This is a genomic window from Rhizobium binae, assembly GCF_017357225.1.
GTDB lineage: Bacteria > Pseudomonadota > Alphaproteobacteria > Rhizobiales > Rhizobiaceae > Rhizobium > Rhizobium binae.
On sequence record NZ_CP071604.1, the window covers coordinates 2264552 to 2282780 of the forward strand.

The following is an 18229-nucleotide window of genomic DNA, read 5'->3' on the forward strand; positions in this document are numbered from 1 at the left end:
GGCGGAACCCGCCGCAACGGAGCCCATATGAAACTCTTTTATCTCGCATTTGCCGGCGTGCTGTATCTGGCCTCATTCGCGGGGGATGCCTTCGCCGAGGCGGCCGATCACTATCTCACCATCCAGCTGAAGAATGGCCCTGTCGTCATCCAGTTGATGCCTGATGTCGCGCCGAAGCACGTCGCCCAGATCGAGGCGCTGGCCAAGAAGGGCGAATACGACAACGTCGCCTTCCACCGCGTCATCGAGGGCTTCATGGCCCAGACCGGCGACGTCAAATACGGCAACATGGAAAAAGGCTTTGATGCCAGCCTTGCCGGCACCGGCTCCTCCGACATGCCTGATATTCCGGCTGAGTTCTCCAAGACCCCGTTCGTGCGCGGCACGGTTGGCATGGCCCGCTCGCAGGATCCGAATTCCGCCAATTCGCAGTTCTTCATCATGTTTGCCGACGGTTCTTTCCTGAACGGCCAGTATACTGTCGTCGGCAAGGTCGTTTCCGGCATGGAAAATGTCGACAAGATCAAGCGTGGCGAAGGCCAGAACGGCGAAGTCAAAAATCCTGACCGGATGATCAAGGTCACCCTGGGCAAGAAGTAAGTTACAAGAGAAACAAGAGGAGAAGACAATGGCCGAGATCAAGGATCCCGAAAACACCATCATTCTGGAAACCACCAAGGGCAAGGTTGTCATTCAGCTGCTGCCGCAGGTCGCTCCGGAGCACGTTGCCCGCATCAAGGAACTCACCCGCGAGAAGGCCTATGACGGCGTGGTTTTCCACCGCGTCATTCAGGATTTCATGGCCCAGACGGGCGATGTCGAATATGGCAAGAAGGGTTCTGAAACCTTCAATCCAGGCCGGGCCGGCATGGGCGGCTCCTCCAAGCCGGACCTGAAGGCTGAATTCTCCGCGACCTCGCATGTTCGCGGCACCTGCTCGATGGCCCGTTCGCAGAACCCGAACTCGGCCAACTCGCAGTTCTTCATCTGCTTCACCGACGCGCCGTGGCTGAACAAGCAATATTCCGTCTGGGGCCAGGTGATCGAAGGCATGGACAATGTCGACAAGATCAAGCGCGGCGAACCGGTTTCCGATCCGGATTCGATCGTCTCGATGCGGGTTGCCGCCGACGTCTGATTGTGATTTCTGCTGGAACCCGCCCTTGCGCGAAAGCGCGGGGCGGGTTTCGCTTTGCCTGGAAGTACCACGATGCGCGTAGACCTTTTCGATTTCGACCTGCCGGATGAACGCATTGCGCTGCGGCCCGCCGAGCCGCGCGACAGCGCGCGCCTGCTGGTCGTCGATCCCAATGCGGAAAGCGCGCTCTCGGATCATCACGTTTACGATCTGCCGTCGTTCCTGCGGGCCGGTGACGCGCTTGTCTTTAATGACACCAAAGTCATTCCCGCCCATCTCGAAGGCATCCGCCATCGCGACGGCGCCGGCGGCCAGCAGGTGTCGGCAACGCTGCACATGCGCATCGGCCCCAGCCGCTGGAAGGCCTTTGCCAAGCCCGGCAAACGCATCAAGGAGGGCGACCGCATCGCCTTCGGCCATTCCGGCGAAAGCTGCTTCCTCGGCTCGCTCGATGCCACCGTCGAGGAAAAGGGCGAGGCGGGCGAGGTGACGCTCGCCTTCGATCTGTCCGGCCCGGCGCTCGACGAGGCGATCGCCGCCGTCGGCCATATTCCGCTGCCGCCCTATATCGCCGCCAAGCGCCCCGAGGACGAGCGCGACCGCGCCGACTACCAGACGATCTACGCCCGCGAGGAGGGCGCCGTCGCCGCCCCCACCGCCGGCCTTCACTTCACGCCTGATCTGTTTGCGGCGCTGGATAAGGCCGGCATCGAACGCCATTTCGTCACGCTGCATGTCGGCGCCGGCACCTTCCTGCCCGTGAAGGCCGACGATACCGACGATCACAAGATGCATCTCGAAAGCGGTTATGTCAGCGCCGAGGTCGCCGCCCGGCTGAATGCCGTCAAGGCGAGTGGCGGGCGCATCGTCTGCGTCGGCACGACCTCGCTGCGGCTGATCGAAAGTGCGGCCGGGGAAAGCGGAGAGATCAAACCCTGGGCCGGCGCCACCGGGATCTTCATCACGCCTGGCTACCGTTTCAAGGCGGTCGACATGCTGATGACCAATTTCCACCTGCCGCGCTCGACCCTGTTCATGCTGGTCTCGGCCTTTTCCGGCTTCGAAACCATGCATGCGGCGTATGAACACGCGATTTCGACAGGCTACCGCTTCTACTCCTACGGCGACGCGAGCCTTCTTTTCCGGAAAGACAAATGACCGAGAACTTCCAATTCACCCTGAAGAAGACCGATGCCGGCGCCCGCCTCGGCGAAATTTCCATGCCGCGCGGCGAAATCCGCACACCGGCCTTCATGCCTGTCGGCACGGTCGGCACCGTCAAGGCCATGTATCTCGACCAGGTACGCGACACCGGCGCCGACATTATCCTCGGCAATACCTATCACCTGATGCTGCGCCCGACCGCCGAGCGGGTCGCCCGGCTTGGCGGTCTGCACAAGCTGATCCGCTGGGAACACCCGATCCTGACCGATTCCGGCGGCTTCCAGGTCATGTCGCTCTCCGGGCTGCGCAAGCTCGACGAACAGGGCGTCACCTTCAAATCGCATGTCGACGGCAGCCTGCACCATATGTCGCCGGAGCGCTCCATCGAAATCCAGGGCCTGCTCGGCTCCGACATCCAGATGCAGCTCGACGAATGCGTGGCGCTGCCGGCCGAGCCGAAGGAGATCGAGCGCGCCATGGAAATGTCGCTGCGCTGGGCCGAACGCTGCCGGGTCGCCTTCGGCGAGCAGCCGGGCAAGGCGATGTTCGGCATCGTCCAGGGCGGCGACATCCCGGCGCTGCGCATCCGGTCGGCCGAGGCGCTGAGCCAACTCGACCTCAAGGGTTATGCTGTCGGCGGCCTTGCCGTCGGCGAGCCGCAGGATGTCATGCTGCGGATGCTGGAAACGACGCTGCCCGTGCTTCCGGGGGAAAAGCCCCGTTACCTCATGGGCGTCGGCACGCCCGACGACATTCTGAAATCGGTCGCCCGCGGTATCGACATGTTCGACTGCGTCATGCCGACCCGCTCCGGCCGTCACGGACTGGCCTTTACCCGCCGCGGCAAGGTGAATATCCGCAACGCCCGTCATGCCGAGGACATGCGTCCGCTCGACGAACAGTCGAACTGCCCGGCCTCGCGCGATTATTCCCGCGCCTATCTGCACCATCTCGTCCGCGCCAACGAGGCGCTCGGCGGCATGCTGCTCTCCTGGCACAATCTCGCCTATTACCAGGAACTGATGCAGGGCATCCGCAAGGCGATCGCCGAAGGCCGCTTCGCCGACTTCATGGCGGAGACAATGGAGGAATGGGCAAGGGGCGATCTCGACCCGGTGTGAGGCTAGCTCGCCCCCGCGGGAAGCTCAGATGCTGGTCTTGGCGCAGTCATTGTTTTGAGCTTTTTGCGCACTGGCTCGTCGAAGTGAACGGCGACGATGCCGGCCATGATGATAATCGCTATCACGACGACCATCCCGGCTGCCGGAGAGGCCGGGAGGTCAAAGCCCTTTTGCCGCAGTAAATGCAGCAACTCGAAGATGGGCGCGTGCAGGATATAAATTGGATAGGAAATGATCCCCAGCCAACGGAATGCCAGCCCGAGTAGGCCGGTCTGCCTCGTGCGCATTGCGACCCAGACAATGGCCGGGAAGATGACCGAGCATATGAAAAGATCGAAATAGGGAAAACCGTAGAATGTGCTCGCGGGTATATTCGTGATCACAATCAGGCAAGCACAGAGGAAGATGCCGATGGTATTGCCTCGATTGACCGCATTCGGCCTCTGAAGCTCGTACAACCTGCGAAGGCAGATCCCGAGCGAGAACGAGAACAAAATTCTCGAGAAGCCAAATCCGAAATAGCCCGCCTGATGGCCAATGTCGAAATTGCCCCCAAGGGCTCCGTACAAGGTGATAGCCGCTGTTCCCAAGGCGACGGCGAGCAAGATTCTGGACGATAGTCGCACCAGAAGAACGGAGAACAGCACTCCGGCCCAGAGTTCGAAGAAGAGCGACCAACTGGGCCCGTTTAAAGGAAAGGCGCCGCCCGTGCCTGCGTTTGGAATGAACAGAACCGCCCTCAGAAGAAGTCCGGCCAGGGTGAGGTAATCGAAGCCGAATTGAATTGCATAGCTGACCAGGCCAACAGGCAGAGAAAGCAGATATACAGGATAAAGCCGAATGATACGCTGCAGCAGAAATCCGGCAGGCGAAATCTGTCCTGTTGCCAGTTGCCTTTCGTATGAATTCGCAAGCACGACGCCGCTCAAAAGAAAGAAAAGGTCAACGGCAAGGTAGCTGATGTTGACAGGTGTGGGACCAAGCGTGCCGCCAGTGTGTAGGAACATGACCATGATGGCCGCGATTCCTCGCAACGCTTCAAGAGTTGTGAAAAAATGCTTGCCTGTATCCAACCCGCCAATCCCCCGCTGGCGGATTTTTACTCCGGCACGATTTCAAAATAGTTAGTGCAACGAATCCAAGTGCCGGGCAGTGTTCCATTCAGCCAAGAACAGCGCGTTAAATGCCTTGAACAGCGCGTCAAATGCCTTTGCTGTCGGCATCCGGCATCATCTGCACGCCGTTGATCCGGTAGCTGCCGTCCGCCTGCCGGGTCATCTGGTAGATTGCCGTCCAGTCCCTGCCGTCGCGCCCTGATATCAGCACCTCGTGGTAGATCAGAGCGCCGTTATCGATCGAGCGGCTGCGGCCGAAAGCGTAGTTGCCGGGGTGATAAACCGGCTCGTAGCTCTTCTTGACCATGGCGAAGAACAGGTTCTTGTCGGGGTACATCGCCTTGATACCGGGAGCGGCGAAGGAATAGGCGGTCTCGGCATCGTCCTTGAGGAAGGCTTTGATCTGTTCCTCGATCATCGTCCGCGTCGTGTCGATCGGATCTTCGGCGCGGGCCGAGACGGTGGAGAGGAGGGACGCGGCACACAGAATGACAACTGCGAAGAAGGCGCGCATGGGTTGATCTCCAACTCTATCGGGGAATGATCCCCGATAGAGAGGAAGTGTAGGCCATTTCCGGCGCAAGGAAAGCGGTCTTTACGACCAGCGCCGGAAGAGGGCGCTGGCATTGACCCCGCCAAAGCCGAAACCGTTGGTGATGGCATAGTCCATCGCCACGGGGCGCGCCGTCTTGCCGACGATATCGATGCCGTCGGCATCAGGATCGACCTCCTCCATGTTGCGGGTCGGCGGCGCGATCTGGTCGCGCAACGCCAGGATAGTGAAGATCGCCTCCAGCCCGCCGGCGGCCCCGAGCAGATGGCCGGTCGCCGATTTCGTCGCGCTAACTGCAATGCCGCCATTGCGACCGAAGACCGTGGCGATCGCCGCGATCTCGCCTTTGTCACCGACCGGTGTCGAGGTTGCATGTGCGTTCAGGTGCTTGACCTCGGACGCCGGGATCTTGGCCTGCCGGAGCGCCGCCTCCATCGCCCGGCGTGCGCCAGCGCCGTCTTCGGGGCCCGCGGTCATGTGGTAGGCATCCGCAGCTGTGCCGTAGCCGACGAGTTCGGCAAGCGGCGTCGCGCCGCGGGCAAGTGCATGCTCCAGCGTTTCGATCACCAGCATGCCGGCGCCTTCGCCCATGACGAAGCCATCGCGCGCCGCATCGAACGGCCGCGACGCCAACTCCGGCGTCTCGTTGAAGCCGGTGGAAAGGGCGCGCGCCGCGGCAAAGCCGCCAAGGCTCACCTTGTCGATGCAGGCCTCGGCGCCGCCGCAGATCGCCACATCCGCTTCGCCGGAACGGATCAGCCGCGCCGCATCGCCGATCGCCTGGACGCTGGCCGCGCACGCCGTCACCGGCGCGCCAAGCGGGCCCTTGAAGCCGTAGCGGATGCTGACCTGGCCGGCGGCGAGGTTGACGAGGAAGGAGGGCACTGTGAAGGGCGACAGCCGCCGCACGCCGCGCGCCTCACCGATCCGCACCGCTTCAGCAATGGCAGGAAAGCCGCCGACGCCGGAGGCGATGATCGTTGCGGTGCGTTCGCGTTTTGCTTCGTCGGTCGGCATCCAGCCGGCCTGCTTCACCGCTTCTTCCGTCGCCGCCATGGCGAAATGGATGAAGCGGTCCATCTTTTTCTGGTCCTTAGGTGTGATGTAGCGGTCGGGGTCGAAGCCCGCCTCGATATCCTCGGTGATACCGGGAACGCTACCGCCGACCTTGGCCGAGAGGTCGCCGACGACATCCTCGGGCAGTGCCCTCAGACCCGAGGCGCCTGCGACAAGGCGTCTCCAGGCGGGCGCGACGCCGGTCCCGAGCGGCGAGACAAGTCCCATGCCGGTAACAACAATGCGGTCCATGATATTTTCCTTTCTATGCGTCGATGCCGAGATACCAGGCACGCATGCGGGCGATCCGCGCGCGCACCTCGTCATCGGCTGCGGGACCTGGAAGCAGGCTGGTGTTTTCGGGTGTCACTTCTTCGCCGGTCCGTGCGTCCACCAGTACCGTTTGGCGCTCTCTGCCCAAAGCGGCGTCGCCGAGCAGAAAGGCGAGATCTTCCTCCGGCATGTGCCGGCTTCCCCAGGAAAACAACGTCATCAGCACCGGAAAGAAATCGCGGCCCTTGTCCGTCAGCCGATATTCGTAGCGGGCAGGGCGCTGCTGGTAGAGCCGTCGTTCGAACAGCCCCTGATCCGTCAGATGTTTGAGCCGTCGTGTCAGGATGTTCGGCGCCACGCCGAGGCTCTTCTGAAACTCGTCGAAGCGAGACAGCCCCTGAAAGGCGTCGCGCAGGATCAGGATGCTCCACCAGTCGCCGACGCTATCGAGCGCGCGCGCCGCTGGGCACTTGAACTCACTGAAGCTTGTCCGTTGCATGATGGTAGTCACTACAACAGTGACTATCATCATGCAAGCGAGCTATCGGCGACATGTGCTAGATCGCGTCGCCGTCGAAAAATCGGGCAAGCGCGATGCCGGTCACCAGCATACCGGCCGCGGCGAAGATCGTATCGCCCGGCGTGCCGATATAGAGCGGCCCGATATTGGCAAAGAGCAGGAAGGCGACTAGGAGGTTCGCCCAACCCCATATGACATTCACCGTCGCCGAACTCGGATTGGCGAATGGAGTGCGGAAGGGCCGGCCGCTGACGCCGTTGACGAAATGCGGGATCCCGTTGGTCAGAAATGCCGCGGCGATGAAATGGACAATGTAAGCAATCCAGGGCAAAGGCTTCTTCTGACCTCCGATTGGCGTCAAAGAGAATGTGTCCGGGATCGTGCCGCCGGCAAGAGGACGTTTACAACGCCGTGACGCGGCGGCCCGCCGCCGGAGAGTAGCGGGCTCTGTTACTGCGAGGTCGGCTCAGGCGAAGCCGAGCGGCAGATTTTCCACTTTCCTGTCGGCGCCATAATCGCGCTCATGCGGCGAACGACGACGCCCGTCGCGGCGAAAGGAAAGGTCGATGAGGTTTTCGGCGAAGATTCCATCGGGATAGGTGCCGGTATCAAGGCAATCGGCCTCGATCTTGGGTGCAAGGATTTTCAGCATCATCGGGGTTCCTCCACGGCGCAGCATCAACACTCGAAAAGGCCGCATGGTTCCGATTATAAACCCCGAATTATTAATAAATTAACCATAAATGCCGGCCGAGGTCGAGCCGCTGCATCCCCTGCGCCACATGCGCCGCTGACTGAAATGGTATCGTCGCGGGAACTCCTGATCTTGCTCGCCGTTGATCCGGCATGAACACAGGAGGTTTCCATGCAGTTGATCGATACACGCGTGACACAATCCGGCGACTTCTTCACCGTCGAATTCCTGGGCGAAGGAGGGGAATCGATTTCCGTCAAAATCGATAATTCCCATGGCGAGCTCGACGGCTCGACGGCGCTCGACCACGCCAAGGTGATGATGGTTCAGCTGACCGCTTTTCCAGGCCGCGATGCAGACGGCAGCATCAACCGTTACGACGCATTGAGCAACGGCAACTTCGACGAAGGCAGCAAAGGTTTGGTCGGCCAGCCGAGCGCGCGTTCGACCCATGATCGTGAAACGCTGGAAGAGGAGCTGAACGAAGGCCTCGAAGATAGCTTCCCGGCAAGCGACCCCGTTTCGGCAACCGTGTCGTCTATTCCCGCCAACGCGCCGCGGCACTGATCTCCGTGGACCCTGCCGACGGCCGCCCCATGCTCGGGGCGGTCTGAGCCTGCATGACGGATTGATGTCAAAACTGAAAAACAGCTGAAAACCGCGGATGTCTGATTGACATGGGAGCCTTCTAGAGAGGGCCCGAGAAGGAAGCGTCCACGACGCGCTTCCAGGTCTCGGAGACGCGCCCTCATGAAAATCATTCAGATTACCGACACGCACTTCAGTCCGAACAAGCCCCATTTCAACGGCAACTGGGCGCCGCTTCTGAGCTGGATCGAAGCGACCGGCGCCGACCTGATCGTCCATACCGGTGATCTCACCGTCGACGGCGCCGACAAGGACGAGGATATTACTTTCTCGATGGATCTGATGCGGCAGGTGTCGATCCCGATGCTCATCGTTCCCGGCAATCACGATGTCGGTCACTTCAGGGAAACCGACCAGCCCGTCAATGCCGAGCGGCTGGCCCGCTGGCGCAGCCTTGCCGGTGACGATCGCTGGCGCGAGGATGCGGCCGGCTGGCGCTTCATCGGCTTGAACTCGCTGCTTCTCGGTCATGAGGATGACGAGGAAGAGGCCCAGTTCGAGTGGCTCGCCAAGGCGCTCCAAGACAGGGCGGGGCGGCGCGTGGCTCTCTTTGCGCATAAGCCTCTGTTCATCGATGCACCCGATGAAGGCGATACCGGCTATTGGAGCGTTCGCCCGGCCCAGCGCCGGCGGCTTTATGATCTGATAGCAGCCCATGACGTGGCGCTGTTTGCCAGCGGCCACCTTCACTGGGCCTGGCAGGGTCGTTTCGACGACACCCAGCTGACCTGGGGTCCGTCGGCTGCCTTCATCATCGACAAGATGGAGCGCGAGATGCCGGGCGAGCGCCTGATCGGCGCCGTCGTCCACGAGTTCGATACGTCGGTCGAAAGCGAGATCGTCGCCGTTCCCGGCATGACCGCGCATGTGCTCGACGATGTCGTGCTCGAGGTCTATCCCCAGGCGGTGAAGCCGCGCGAGGCCGTCGAATGAGCGCGCTCTCGCTTCGTGGCATCACCAAAGCCTTCGGCGGCAACCAGATTCTCAACGGCGTCAGCCTCGATGTCGGCGCCGGCGAATTCATCGCGCTGGTCGGCCCTTCCGGCTGCGGCAAGAGCACGCTGCTGCGCGTCCTTGCCGGCCTCGACCATGCCGACCATGGAGAGATCGTGATCGGTGGAAAAGACATGTCCGGCGTGGCGGCCGCCGAGCGCAACATCGCCATGGTCTTTCAATCCTACGCGCTCTATCCGCATCTGACGGCATCTCAGAATATCGCCGTGCCGCTGGCGATGCGCCGGCTGTCGAGAATGGAGAGGCTCCCTTTCGTGGGCTCGCTGATGCCGGGCCAGCGCGCCACCCGCGCTGCGATAGCCCGCGATGTCAAGGAAATGGCGAAATCGCTGAAGATCGACCACCTGCTCGACCGCAAGCCCGGGCAGATGTCTGGCGGCCAGCGTCAGCGTGTGGCGCTCGCCCGTGCCATGGTGCGCCAGCCGAGCATCTTCCTGATGGACGAGCCGCTCTCCAATCTCGACGCCAATCTTCGCGTTCACGCCCGTGGCGAGATCGTCGACCTGCATCGCCGCGCCGGCGTGCCGACGCTCTATGTCACTCATGACCAGGCCGAGGCGCTGTCGATGGCCGACCGCGTCGCCGTGATGATGGGCGGCCGTTTGCTGCAGATCGCAAGTCCTCAGGTCATCTATGACGATCCGGCCCATGTCGAGGTCGCCCGCTTCATCGGCCAGCCGCGCATCAACCTGCTTCCGGCCTTTGCCGAAGGCGGCGTGATCCTGTGCGGCGGCCTGCGGCTGACGCTTGAAAATGCACCCGCCGGGAGGGCGCCGGTCACGATCGCAATTCGACCCGAATTCGTCTTTCCCGCCAAGAGCCGGCATGACGGCCTTGCCGCCCGGATCGAACGCGTCGAATTCCTGGGGTCCGAAGTTATCCTCCATTGCCGGCTCGATGCGATCGGCGAGACGGTCATCGCCAAGGTGCAGCCGTCCGAAGCCTCCGGACTGGCGGCGGGCGATGCCGTAGGGCTCCGCTTGTCGCCCGGACGCACGCTGGTCTTTGCCGAGGACGGCAGCCGGCTGGCCGGCTTCGTCGCCGGCGGCGACGCCGGGCTCAGCACTGCTGATGCCGATGCCCAGCGGGAGAGGGCGCATGGCTAGCCTCGCCCTCATGGCCATTCCTGATCATTCCGCCCTTGCCCATCGCCGCAGCGAAGCCCGCATCGCCTGGATGCTGGTGCTGCCGGCGATCGTCCTGCTTTTTCTCTTCGTGCTGTTGCCGGTCACGGCCGTCGTCGTGCTCGGCTTTACCGATTTCGAACTCGGCTACGGCAAGTTCCGTTTCGTCGGCTTCGAAAACTACGCTCACCTGATCACCGATCGCACATTCCGCAAGTCGTTGTGGAATACGACGGTTTATGCCTCGATCGTCGCGCCCGTTTCGATCCTGCTCGGTCTCGGCATCGCCTTGCTGATCGAGAGCGAGACCGCGGCCCGCAGCGTCTTCCGCACCGCCTATTTCCTGCCGGTCGCCTCGCTGATCGTCGCCATGGCGACCGTCTGGCAATATATGTTCCACCCGACGATCGGCCCGCTCAATGCGATGCTGGCGTTTGTCGGTCTGCCCGGTCCAAACTGGCTGGGCAGCTCCGGCACGGTGCTTTACAGCCTTTCGATCATCGGCGTCTGGCAATCTGCCGGCTTCAACATGGTGCTCTTCCTCGCCGGGCTGACGGCAATCCCGCGCGAGCTTTACGCCGCGGCTGACGTGGACGGCGCCAGATCCTCCTTTGACCGCTTCTTGCTGGTGACCTGGCCAATGCTCGGGCCGACGATGCTGTTCGTCATCACCATCAGCATCACCAATGCGGTCAAGGTCTTCGAGACGGTCAAGATGCTGACGGATGGCGGCCCGAACAAGGCGTCGGAGGTGCTGCTCTTTACCATCTACCAGGAAGGCTTTGTCTATCTGCGTGTCGGTTATGCCTCGGCGATGACCGTGGTGTTTCTGCTGATCCTGGTGGTGCTGATGTTACTGCAGTACCGCATTCTCGACCGCCGGGTGCATTACACATGACGACAAGCACTTTTTCCTTCGGCAGGGTCATCCGCCTGAGCCTGCTCTCTCTTGGGGCGATCGTTTTCCTCGCGCCCTATATCTTCATGATCTCGGCCGCCGGCAAGACGCAGAGCGACATCTTCACCTCGTCGCTGTCGCTGATCCCCGCGCATCTCGCCTATATCGAGAATTTCACCAAGGCCTTGAGCCGGGTGCCGATGGCGCGGCTTCTGTGGAACGGCGTCGTCGTCTGCGGGCTGATCTTTTTCTTCCAGGTGCTGGTGGCCATCCCCTGCGCCTACGCCATGGCAAAGCTGCGCTTCGCCGCCGCCCGCGCCATGATGGTGCTTGTCATGCTCGGCCTTCTTGTGCCGATCCATGCGACCGCGCTGCCGCTTTATGTCGCTTTCGATCGCGCCGCGCTGCTCAACAGCTATGCTGCCCTTGTCGCGCCCTTCACCATTTCGGTCTTCGCGATCTTCATGTTCCTGCAGTTCTTCCGCGCCATGCCGGACGATCTCATCCATGCCGCCCGTCTCGACGGCATGTCGGAGCTCGGCATCGTCGCCCGCGTCATCGTACCGAATGCCTGGCCGGCGGTCACCGCCTTCGCCATTTTCTCGGTCGTCGCCCATTGGAACGATCTCTACTGGCCGCTGATCGTCATCAGCAAGCAGGACTATGCCACGCCGCCGCTCGGGCTGATGTATTTCCGCGCGGCCGAGGCCGGCGATGACTACGGCGCGCTGATGGCTGCGACCCTCATCATTACCCTTCCCCTCGTTGCCGCCTTCCTGCTTGCGCAGAAGCGTTTCGTCGAGGGCATTACCATGACCGGCCTCAAAGGATGACCGGCTTCAACCAGGAGAACGAGCGATGAAACGTATCACCCAGCTTCTCGCCGCAGCGGCCGTATCGATGGCAATCGCGCTCCCCGCGCATGCCGAGACGACGCTGACGGTTCACTACCCGATGCCGGGCTTCTTCAAGGACGTGATGGACACGATCTCGAAGAAGTTCATGGAAGAAAATCCCGATATCAAGATCCAGTTCGCCAGCCCTTCGGCGACCTATGAAGAAGGCATCCAGACGATCCTTCGCCAGGTCGGCACCAGCGAAATGCCCGATATCACCTTCATCGGCCTGAACCGCCTGCGCATGCTCGACGAACGCGATGTCGCCGTCGACCTCGGTCCGCTCGTCAAGAAAGACGGCAACATGGCCGAGCAGGGCTTCTCCGACACCATCCTTAAGCTCGCTCAGGTCAAGGGCAAGCAGGTGGGCCTCGCTTTCGCGACCTCCAATCCGATCATGTATTACAATGCCGATCTCGTGAAGGCAGCCGGCGGCGATCCCGACAATCCACCGAAGACCTGGGATGAGGTCATCGCGCTCGGCGGCAAGATCAAGGCGCTCGGCAACGGCGTCGACGGTATCGATTTCCGCTGGCAGGGCGACGACTGGATGTTTTCGGCTCTGCTCTTCGGCGCCGGCGGCAAGATGCTGAACGACGACGAAAGCAAGGTTGCCTTCAACGGCCCGGAAGGCCAGAAGGCCGTCGAGGTCCTGCAACGCATGGTCACCGAGGGCGGCATGCCCGTCTTCACCAAGCCCGCCGGCGAACAGGCCTTCGCAGCCGGCAAGGTCGGATTCGAGTTCCAGACCACAGGTGCGCTGCGCAACACGATCAAGAATGTCGGTAACAAATTCGATCTGCGCACCGCCAAGATCCCGCTGATCGATCCGGCGAACGGCCGCCTTCCCACAGGCGGCAACGCCGTCGTCATCCTGACCCATGACGCCGTCAAGCAGGACGCCGCCTGGAAGTTCGCCAAATTCGCCGCCGGCCCTTACGGCGCCTCGGTCGTCGTGCCCGGCACCGGCTATGTCCCGAACAACGAGCTTGCCGCCAAGTCAGCCGACTATCTCGGCGATTTCTATAAGCAGAACCCGTTGTTTCAGGCCGGTCTCAGCCAGATGCCTGTCATGATCCCCTGGTATGCCTTCCCCGGCTCGAACGGCGTCAAGGTCACCCAGACGATCGTCGACAACCTCTCGCGCGTCGTCGACCAGTCGGCCAAGCCGAAGGAAGCGCTCGACGATGCAGCCGCCGATGTCGAGGGCATGTTGCCGCGCAGCTGATCGCCTTCCGCGTCAGAAGAAAGGCCGCCACGCCGAGGGCGCGGCGGCCCTTTCTTTCCGGATGGTTTAGATGGCGCGCACCGTACCGCCACGCCGCAGTGTGTAGGCGACATCTAGATGGCGGGCAGGGGCGGCATTCTCCGCCATGTCGAGCAGCAGCGAGGCGGCCGTCGCGCCCATGCTGGCATCCGGCATTTCGATGGTTGTCAACGGCGGATCGATCAGACGGCCGATGGCGATGCCGTCGAAGCCGGCAACCGACACGTCCCCCGGCACCGACAGCCCCTCGCGCTTCAGTGCGCCGATGACGCCGAGCGCCAGAAGATCGTTGGAGGCGATGATCGCGGTCGGCGAAAGCGAGCTCAGTGCTGCACCGAGATCGAGCTGGTCATAGCCGCCGACGAAGGGGATCTGCACGGCATCGAGCGGTGTCAGGCCGTTCTCGGCCATGGCGTCGAGATAACCCCTGTAGCGAAGATGGGCGCGGTCGGAGGCGACGAAATTGCCGGAGAGGAAGAGAATGCGGCGATGGCCCATGCCGACCAGGAAGGTGGTGATCTCGTGGCCGGCACCACGGTTGTCGGCCGTGACGGCCGCCGGAAACTGAGGCGTCGGCAGGTTGTTGAGCAGCACGGTCGGCGGCAGCCTGGCGAGCAGCGCCTCGCTCGTCGACGGGTCGCAGACGGTGAGGATAAGCCCGGTCGGCCGGTCGTTTAGCAATGCAGCGACGGCATCGGCCTCGCGCGCCGGGTCGTAATTCGACTGGGCGATCAACACGCCATGGCCGGCCACCAGCATGCGGTTCTGGATGCTCGACAGCGATGAGGCAAAGACCGGGTTGGTGATGCTGGGGATCAAGACGCCGACTACCGGTCTGCGCCCAAGCCGCCCGACAGCATGGCCGGCCGGGCGATAACCGAGTTCGGCGGCGGCACGGCGCACCCTGCGCACCATCAGATCGCTAGCCGGTCCGTTGCGATTGAGAACCCGGCTTGCAGTCGCCAGCGAGCATCCTGCCCGGAATGCGACTTGCTGCAATGTCGCCATCGAAAGCGCCCTCCTGGTGACAGCGTCGAAGCGCAATCCTCTAGTCGGGCTCGATGACAGTGATCTGACAATTGACGAGATGTGGGGAATTCATCACGTCCCGGCCGTTGAGCAACAGCTCAAGGACCGGTATCCGGTGGTCGGAGGGGACTTGTCGAAAGCATGCGAGGTCCTTCATTGGTCACGCCGCCTCGCGGCCAACAGAGAAATCAGCAGGACACAACTCAGTAGGGCGAGCGACGACGGCAGCCCCTGATATCCCATCAGCTGCATTGCCAGTCCGGCCGCAGGCGAGCCTGCCATGCCGCCGACGCCCCATGCGAAGGCGAAGGCTGCATTTCCGGCGATCAGGGCTTGACCGCTGAAACGCTCGCCGAGATGGATCAGCGACATGGTGTAGAGCCCGAACGAGACGCCGCCCCAGATGAAAACGAGCGGCCAGATGAGCCAGGTGGTAAAGGTAGACGCCAGCAGCAGGCAGCCGGAAAGACAAGCGAGGACGCAGAATAACATGGTCCGCGTCGCGCCGAACCCTTCCGCCACGCGCCCAAGCAGGATCTGCAGCACAGCATTGCCGGCAACGAAACAGGTGATCAGCGAAGCGATGCGCCCCTCCGTACTGCCAAGTGCCGCGCCATAGACGGCAAGCAGGGAGAGCAGGATCTGCTCGAAGGCGGCGGCGGTGAAAACCGCAAACAGCAGCAGCGGCGCCCTTGAAAGGAAGTCGCCGACCGATATTGCCTCGCCTTCGCCGGGCATTTCAGGCAAGCGGAGGGCGACAGCAAGCACGATCAGCCCGCAGCCTAGGAAGGCCCCAATGCCGATCAGGAAGGCCGCCCAGCCTTCCGTGCCACTGAGGCCGAGCGAGAGCGGACCGACGGCAAAGCCCGCCGAAACGATCGATGAATAGAGGCCCATGATGCGGCCGCGGCGCGACGCCGGCGTGATCGAGATCAGCCAGGTCTCGCTGATGACATAGAGTGGATTGGCAAAGTAGCCGAGCAGGAAGCGCAGTGGCATCCAGGCCCAAACCTGTTGGCTCCAGCCAATCACCGTCAGGGTGAGGGCGGTCAGGATCGAACAGAGGATCGCAAGCCGCGCTGCGCCCACCCGCCGCGAAAGCGCCGGAATAACGGGCGCTGATATTATGAAACCCAGCGGCGTCATCGCGGCCGAGAGCCCGATCAGGGCTGATGTCGTTCCCTGCCGCTCCAGGATGAAGCTCAGCAGCGGATAGGTCAGGCCCTGCGCCACGGCAAACACGGTGACGGTCGCGATGATGCCCGCCATCGTGGCCCATGGAATTCGGTCTTCGCCTGGTGACGTCGTGCTTGCCGCGGTCATGCAGATGTCCTCGTCAGTCGCTGTGGTCGCAGGGCAAGCCCTTGAAAGAGGCTGGAATTCTGCGGGATAGGGGGAGCGGCGTAATTAAGCCGCGCCAAAACGTTCTCAAAAACTTCCAAACGGACTATAGATCCGCCTCATGCAGGGATTGCGCTTTGCCTTTGGTCCGTTCGTGCTTGATCCGGATGCGGGAACGCTCCTTCGGAATGATGAACCCGTCGCCATTGGCCATCGCGGGCTGAAGCTACTTGCGGCGCTCGTCGGGCGATCCGGCGAAATTCTTGCCAAGGCCGAGCTGATGGATGCCGCCTGGCCGGGCTTGGCGGTCGAGGAAGGCAATCTCACCGTCCAGATCGCGCAGTTGCGCAAGCTGCTCGGCCGAGCCGCCGGTGGCGGCGAATGGATCGTAACGGTTCCGCGCGTCGGCTACCGCTTTACGGGTGCCATGCAGCGGCTCGGCGGAGTGAAGCGAAAAGCCTTGCCGCTGCCGGACAAGCCGTCGATCGCCGTGCTGCCCTTCCTGAATATCGGCAACGATCCCGAACAGGAATCCTTTGCCGACGGGTTGACCGAAGACCTGATCACCGATCTCTCCAGGATGCCCGGCCTGTTCGTCATCGCCCGCAACTCGGCCTTCGCCTATAAAAGCAGGGCGATCGATGTGCACGAGATCGCCGACGAACTCGGCGTGCGCTACCTGTTGGAAGGCAGTGCGAGACGCGCCGCGGGACGCGTGCGCGTCAACGCCAAGCTGATCGACGCCGTCAGCGGTGATCATCTGTGGGCGGAACGGTTCGATCGCAGCCTGGACGATATTTTCGTCGTTCAGGACGAGGTGACGGCGAGGATCGTCGAGGCACTGCTGGGACGGCTGCGCACGCCGCCGCCGCGCCACCGACCTAGAAGTCTCGACGCCTACGATCTCTGCGTGCGGGCGCGCAACCTGATGGACGATTCCCCACAGGCGGCTGCGGAAGCGCATCTGATGCTGACTCGCGCAGTCTCCCTCGACCCCGACTATGCCGAGGCCTATCGCTGGCTAGCCATGAACCACTGGATGGGATGGGTCCATAGCCGCGGGCCGACGGACCCGACCCGCAGCATCGCCTTGCAGCTGGCGCGCAAGGCTGTTGCACTCGATCCAAACGACGCTGGCTGCCGTTGGGTCCTGGCCTACCTGCTTGCCTATGAACGCGATTTCGCTGCGGCAGAGGCCGGATTTGCCAAGGCGATCGAGCTCGATCCGAACGAGGCCGACACCTTTGCGGCTCTATCCGACATTACCGTGCTCGCCGGACGGATCGAGGAGGGTCTTGAACATATTCGCAAGGCATTCCGGCTGAATCCTTTTCCGGCAAGCTGGTATTATCTGGCGCTCGGCCAGGCGCAATATGCAGCGGCGCAATATGCGGCCGCCGTCGAGACGTTGCGCCGCGAAGAGACCTATCGCACAAGCTCGCGCCGGTTCCTGGCGGCAAGCCTTGCCCAGCTCGGCCGGTTCGACGAGGCGCGGGCGGAGACTGAACTCTTCCTTGTCGCCAACCCCGGCTTTTCCATCCGCCACTGGGCCGCGACCGAACCATTCCGCGACGCGCGCACGCTTGAACATTTCGTGGAGGGCTACCGCAAGGCGGGGCTTCCGGAGTGACGTCCAAGCCTGACCTGGAAAGGCCAAAGAACCCGAGTCAAACGGCCATATTCGCCGCCGCAGACATCACTTCCCGCGGCGCTGGGACGCCGAACATGTGGCGGCCGGCCTCCTCGACTTCCGTGAAGCACCAGCGCACGACACCGTCACGATCGAGCAGGAATTCGCCGACAAGCTGGCCTTCGCCGGTGGCGATCATCTGCCTGTCATCCTCGGTGACTTCGTAACCGTCAGCCTTGTCGAGAAAATCCCTCGCTGCGAACGGGTTCATCGGTTCGGGAAGCTCGCCCGGCATGTCGACGCGCATCGACATCACCGTGTCCATGCCGACCTTGTGCGGCCACTCGTTTTCGGTCTCGGTGAATTGAAGGTTCGGCAGGCCGAAGGCGCGATGTGATACCCGTTCGGGGTCGGAGGCAGCCAGCAAGTTGGGAAGTGGGTGGTAACGGAAATAAAGGCGCGCTCGCTCAATCGGGGTATTGACGACAGTCAGGCTGTCGATGCCCTTCTCCTGCAATGCATCGGTCAGTTCGGCCATTGCGGCGATCTGCCTGCGGCAGAAGGGGCAATGCAGTCCGCGGAACAGGCCGACGAGCAGCGGCTTCTGGCCGCGAAAGTCGTCGATGGCGATCTTGCCCTGGCGGGTGATCGCATCCAGCACCACGTTGGGCGCGCGATCTCCAGGCCGTAATGGTCTATCGGCGTGGTTCTCCTGCATTGTTCGTTCCTCCCTTTATGCGTCTGAATC

20 protein-coding genes are annotated in these 18229 nt (G+C 62.4%); 11 read left to right on the forward strand and 9 right to left on the reverse strand.

Annotation, left to right across the window (positions count from 1 at the left end; genetic code table 11):
• Positions 1-27 precede the first annotated feature (27 nt).
• The 4 genes from J2J99_RS11115 (at position 28) to tgt (ending at position 3423) form a co-directional block, all read left to right on the forward strand.
• Positions 28-600, forward strand: a complete 573-nt coding sequence (locus J2J99_RS11115; RefSeq protein WP_168296886.1) for a peptidylprolyl isomerase — start codon at positions 28-30, stop codon at positions 598-600.
• Between the two features lie 28 nt (positions 601-628).
• Positions 629-1138: a peptidylprolyl isomerase gene (locus J2J99_RS11120; RefSeq protein ID WP_168296885.1), complete on the forward strand. Its 510-nt coding sequence runs from the start codon at positions 629-631 to the stop codon at positions 1136-1138.
• A gap of 72 nt (positions 1139-1210) precedes the next feature.
• Positions 1211-2296 (forward strand): tRNA preQ1(34) S-adenosylmethionine ribosyltransferase-isomerase QueA, encoded by a 1086-nt coding sequence (gene queA, locus J2J99_RS11125; RefSeq protein ID WP_168296884.1) that lies wholly within the window; start codon positions 1211-1213, stop codon positions 2294-2296.
• Entirely contained in the window at positions 2293-3423 is a 1131-nt protein-coding gene (gene tgt / locus J2J99_RS11130; RefSeq protein WP_168296883.1) for a tRNA guanosine(34) transglycosylase Tgt, read from the forward strand. Before queA ends, tgt begins: the two co-directional genes overlap by 4 nt.
• Positions 3424-3425: 2 nt before the next feature.
• Here tgt and J2J99_RS11135 read toward each other — a convergent pair whose 3' ends face one another.
• The 6 genes from J2J99_RS11135 to J2J99_RS11160 all read right to left on the reverse strand — a co-directional run bounded on the left by J2J99_RS11135 (position 3426) and on the right by J2J99_RS11160 (position 7595).
• Positions 3426-4496, reverse strand: coding sequence for an acyltransferase family protein (locus J2J99_RS11135; RefSeq protein WP_168296882.1), 1071 nt, complete (start codon positions 4494-4496; stop codon positions 3426-3428).
• Between the two features lie 127 nt (positions 4497-4623).
• Positions 4624-5052: a DUF4864 domain-containing protein gene (locus tag J2J99_RS11140; RefSeq protein WP_168296881.1), complete on the reverse strand. Its 429-nt coding sequence runs from the start codon at positions 5050-5052 to the stop codon at positions 4624-4626.
• Positions 5053-5133: 81 nt separating this feature from the next.
• Entirely contained in the window at positions 5134-6399 is a 1266-nt protein-coding gene (gene fabF, locus J2J99_RS11145; protein WP_168296880.1) for a beta-ketoacyl-ACP synthase II, read from the reverse strand.
• Between the two features lie 13 nt (positions 6400-6412).
• Entirely contained in the window at positions 6413-6919 is a 507-nt protein-coding gene (locus J2J99_RS11150; protein WP_168296879.1) for a winged helix-turn-helix transcriptional regulator, read from the reverse strand.
• 58 nt (positions 6920-6977) lie between these two features.
• On the reverse strand, positions 6978-7271 hold the full coding sequence (locus tag J2J99_RS11155; RefSeq protein WP_168296878.1) for a hypothetical protein: 294 nt from the start codon (positions 7269-7271) through the stop codon (positions 6978-6980).
• A 135-nt stretch (positions 7272-7406) separates the two neighbouring features.
• Positions 7407-7595: a hypothetical protein gene (locus tag J2J99_RS11160; RefSeq protein ID WP_168296877.1), complete on the reverse strand. Its 189-nt coding sequence runs from the start codon at positions 7593-7595 to the stop codon at positions 7407-7409.
• 210 nt (positions 7596-7805) lie between these two features.
• Between J2J99_RS11160 and J2J99_RS11165 the strand changes: the two genes are divergently transcribed.
• From J2J99_RS11165 to J2J99_RS11190, 6 genes are all read left to right on the forward strand, one after another.
• The gene (locus J2J99_RS11165; RefSeq protein ID WP_168296876.1) at positions 7806-8201 is read left to right on the forward strand and encodes a hypothetical protein; all 396 of its coding nucleotides are present in this window, start codon (positions 7806-7808) and stop codon (positions 8199-8201) included.
• 183 nt (positions 8202-8384) lie between these two features.
• Entirely contained in the window at positions 8385-9215 is an 831-nt protein-coding gene (locus J2J99_RS11170) for a metallophosphoesterase family protein (protein WP_168296875.1), read from the forward strand.
• Positions 9212-10402, forward strand: a complete 1191-nt coding sequence (locus J2J99_RS11175; RefSeq protein WP_168296874.1) for an ABC transporter ATP-binding protein — start codon at positions 9212-9214, stop codon at positions 10400-10402. The genes J2J99_RS11170 and J2J99_RS11175 overlap by 4 nt, the downstream gene beginning before the upstream one ends.
• Positions 10395-11318, forward strand: coding sequence for a carbohydrate ABC transporter permease (locus J2J99_RS11180; protein WP_168296873.1), 924 nt, complete (start codon positions 10395-10397; stop codon positions 11316-11318). Before J2J99_RS11175 ends, J2J99_RS11180 begins: the two co-directional genes overlap by 8 nt.
• Entirely contained in the window at positions 11315-12151 is an 837-nt protein-coding gene (locus J2J99_RS11185) for a carbohydrate ABC transporter permease (RefSeq protein WP_168296872.1), read from the forward strand. Before J2J99_RS11180 ends, J2J99_RS11185 begins: the two co-directional genes overlap by 4 nt.
• Positions 12152-12176: 25 nt before the next feature.
• Complete coding sequence (locus J2J99_RS11190; protein WP_168296871.1) at positions 12177-13442, forward strand: ABC transporter substrate-binding protein; 1266 nt, start codon at positions 12177-12179, stop codon at positions 13440-13442.
• Positions 13443-13508: 66 nt separating this feature from the next.
• Here the strand turns inward: J2J99_RS11190 and J2J99_RS11195 are convergent, their stop codons facing one another.
• A complete protein-coding gene (locus tag J2J99_RS11195) occupies positions 13509-14489 on the reverse strand; it encodes a substrate-binding domain-containing protein (protein WP_168296870.1) in 981 nt (326 codons plus the stop codon).
• A gap of 174 nt (positions 14490-14663) precedes the next feature.
• On the reverse strand, positions 14664-15833 hold the full coding sequence (locus J2J99_RS11200; RefSeq protein WP_205918847.1) for an MFS transporter: 1170 nt from the start codon (positions 15831-15833) through the stop codon (positions 14664-14666).
• Positions 15834-15972: 139 nt separating this feature from the next.
• Between J2J99_RS11200 and J2J99_RS11205 the strand changes: the two genes are divergently transcribed.
• Complete coding sequence (locus tag J2J99_RS11205) at positions 15973-17481, forward strand: winged helix-turn-helix domain-containing tetratricopeptide repeat protein (protein WP_168296869.1); 1509 nt, start codon at positions 15973-15975, stop codon at positions 17479-17481.
• A 37-nt stretch (positions 17482-17518) separates the two neighbouring features.
• Here J2J99_RS11205 and J2J99_RS11210 read toward each other — a convergent pair whose 3' ends face one another.
• Entirely contained in the window at positions 17519-18199 is a 681-nt protein-coding gene (locus J2J99_RS11210) for a peroxiredoxin-like family protein (protein WP_168296868.1), read from the reverse strand.
• Positions 18200-18229: the final 30 nt, after the last annotated feature.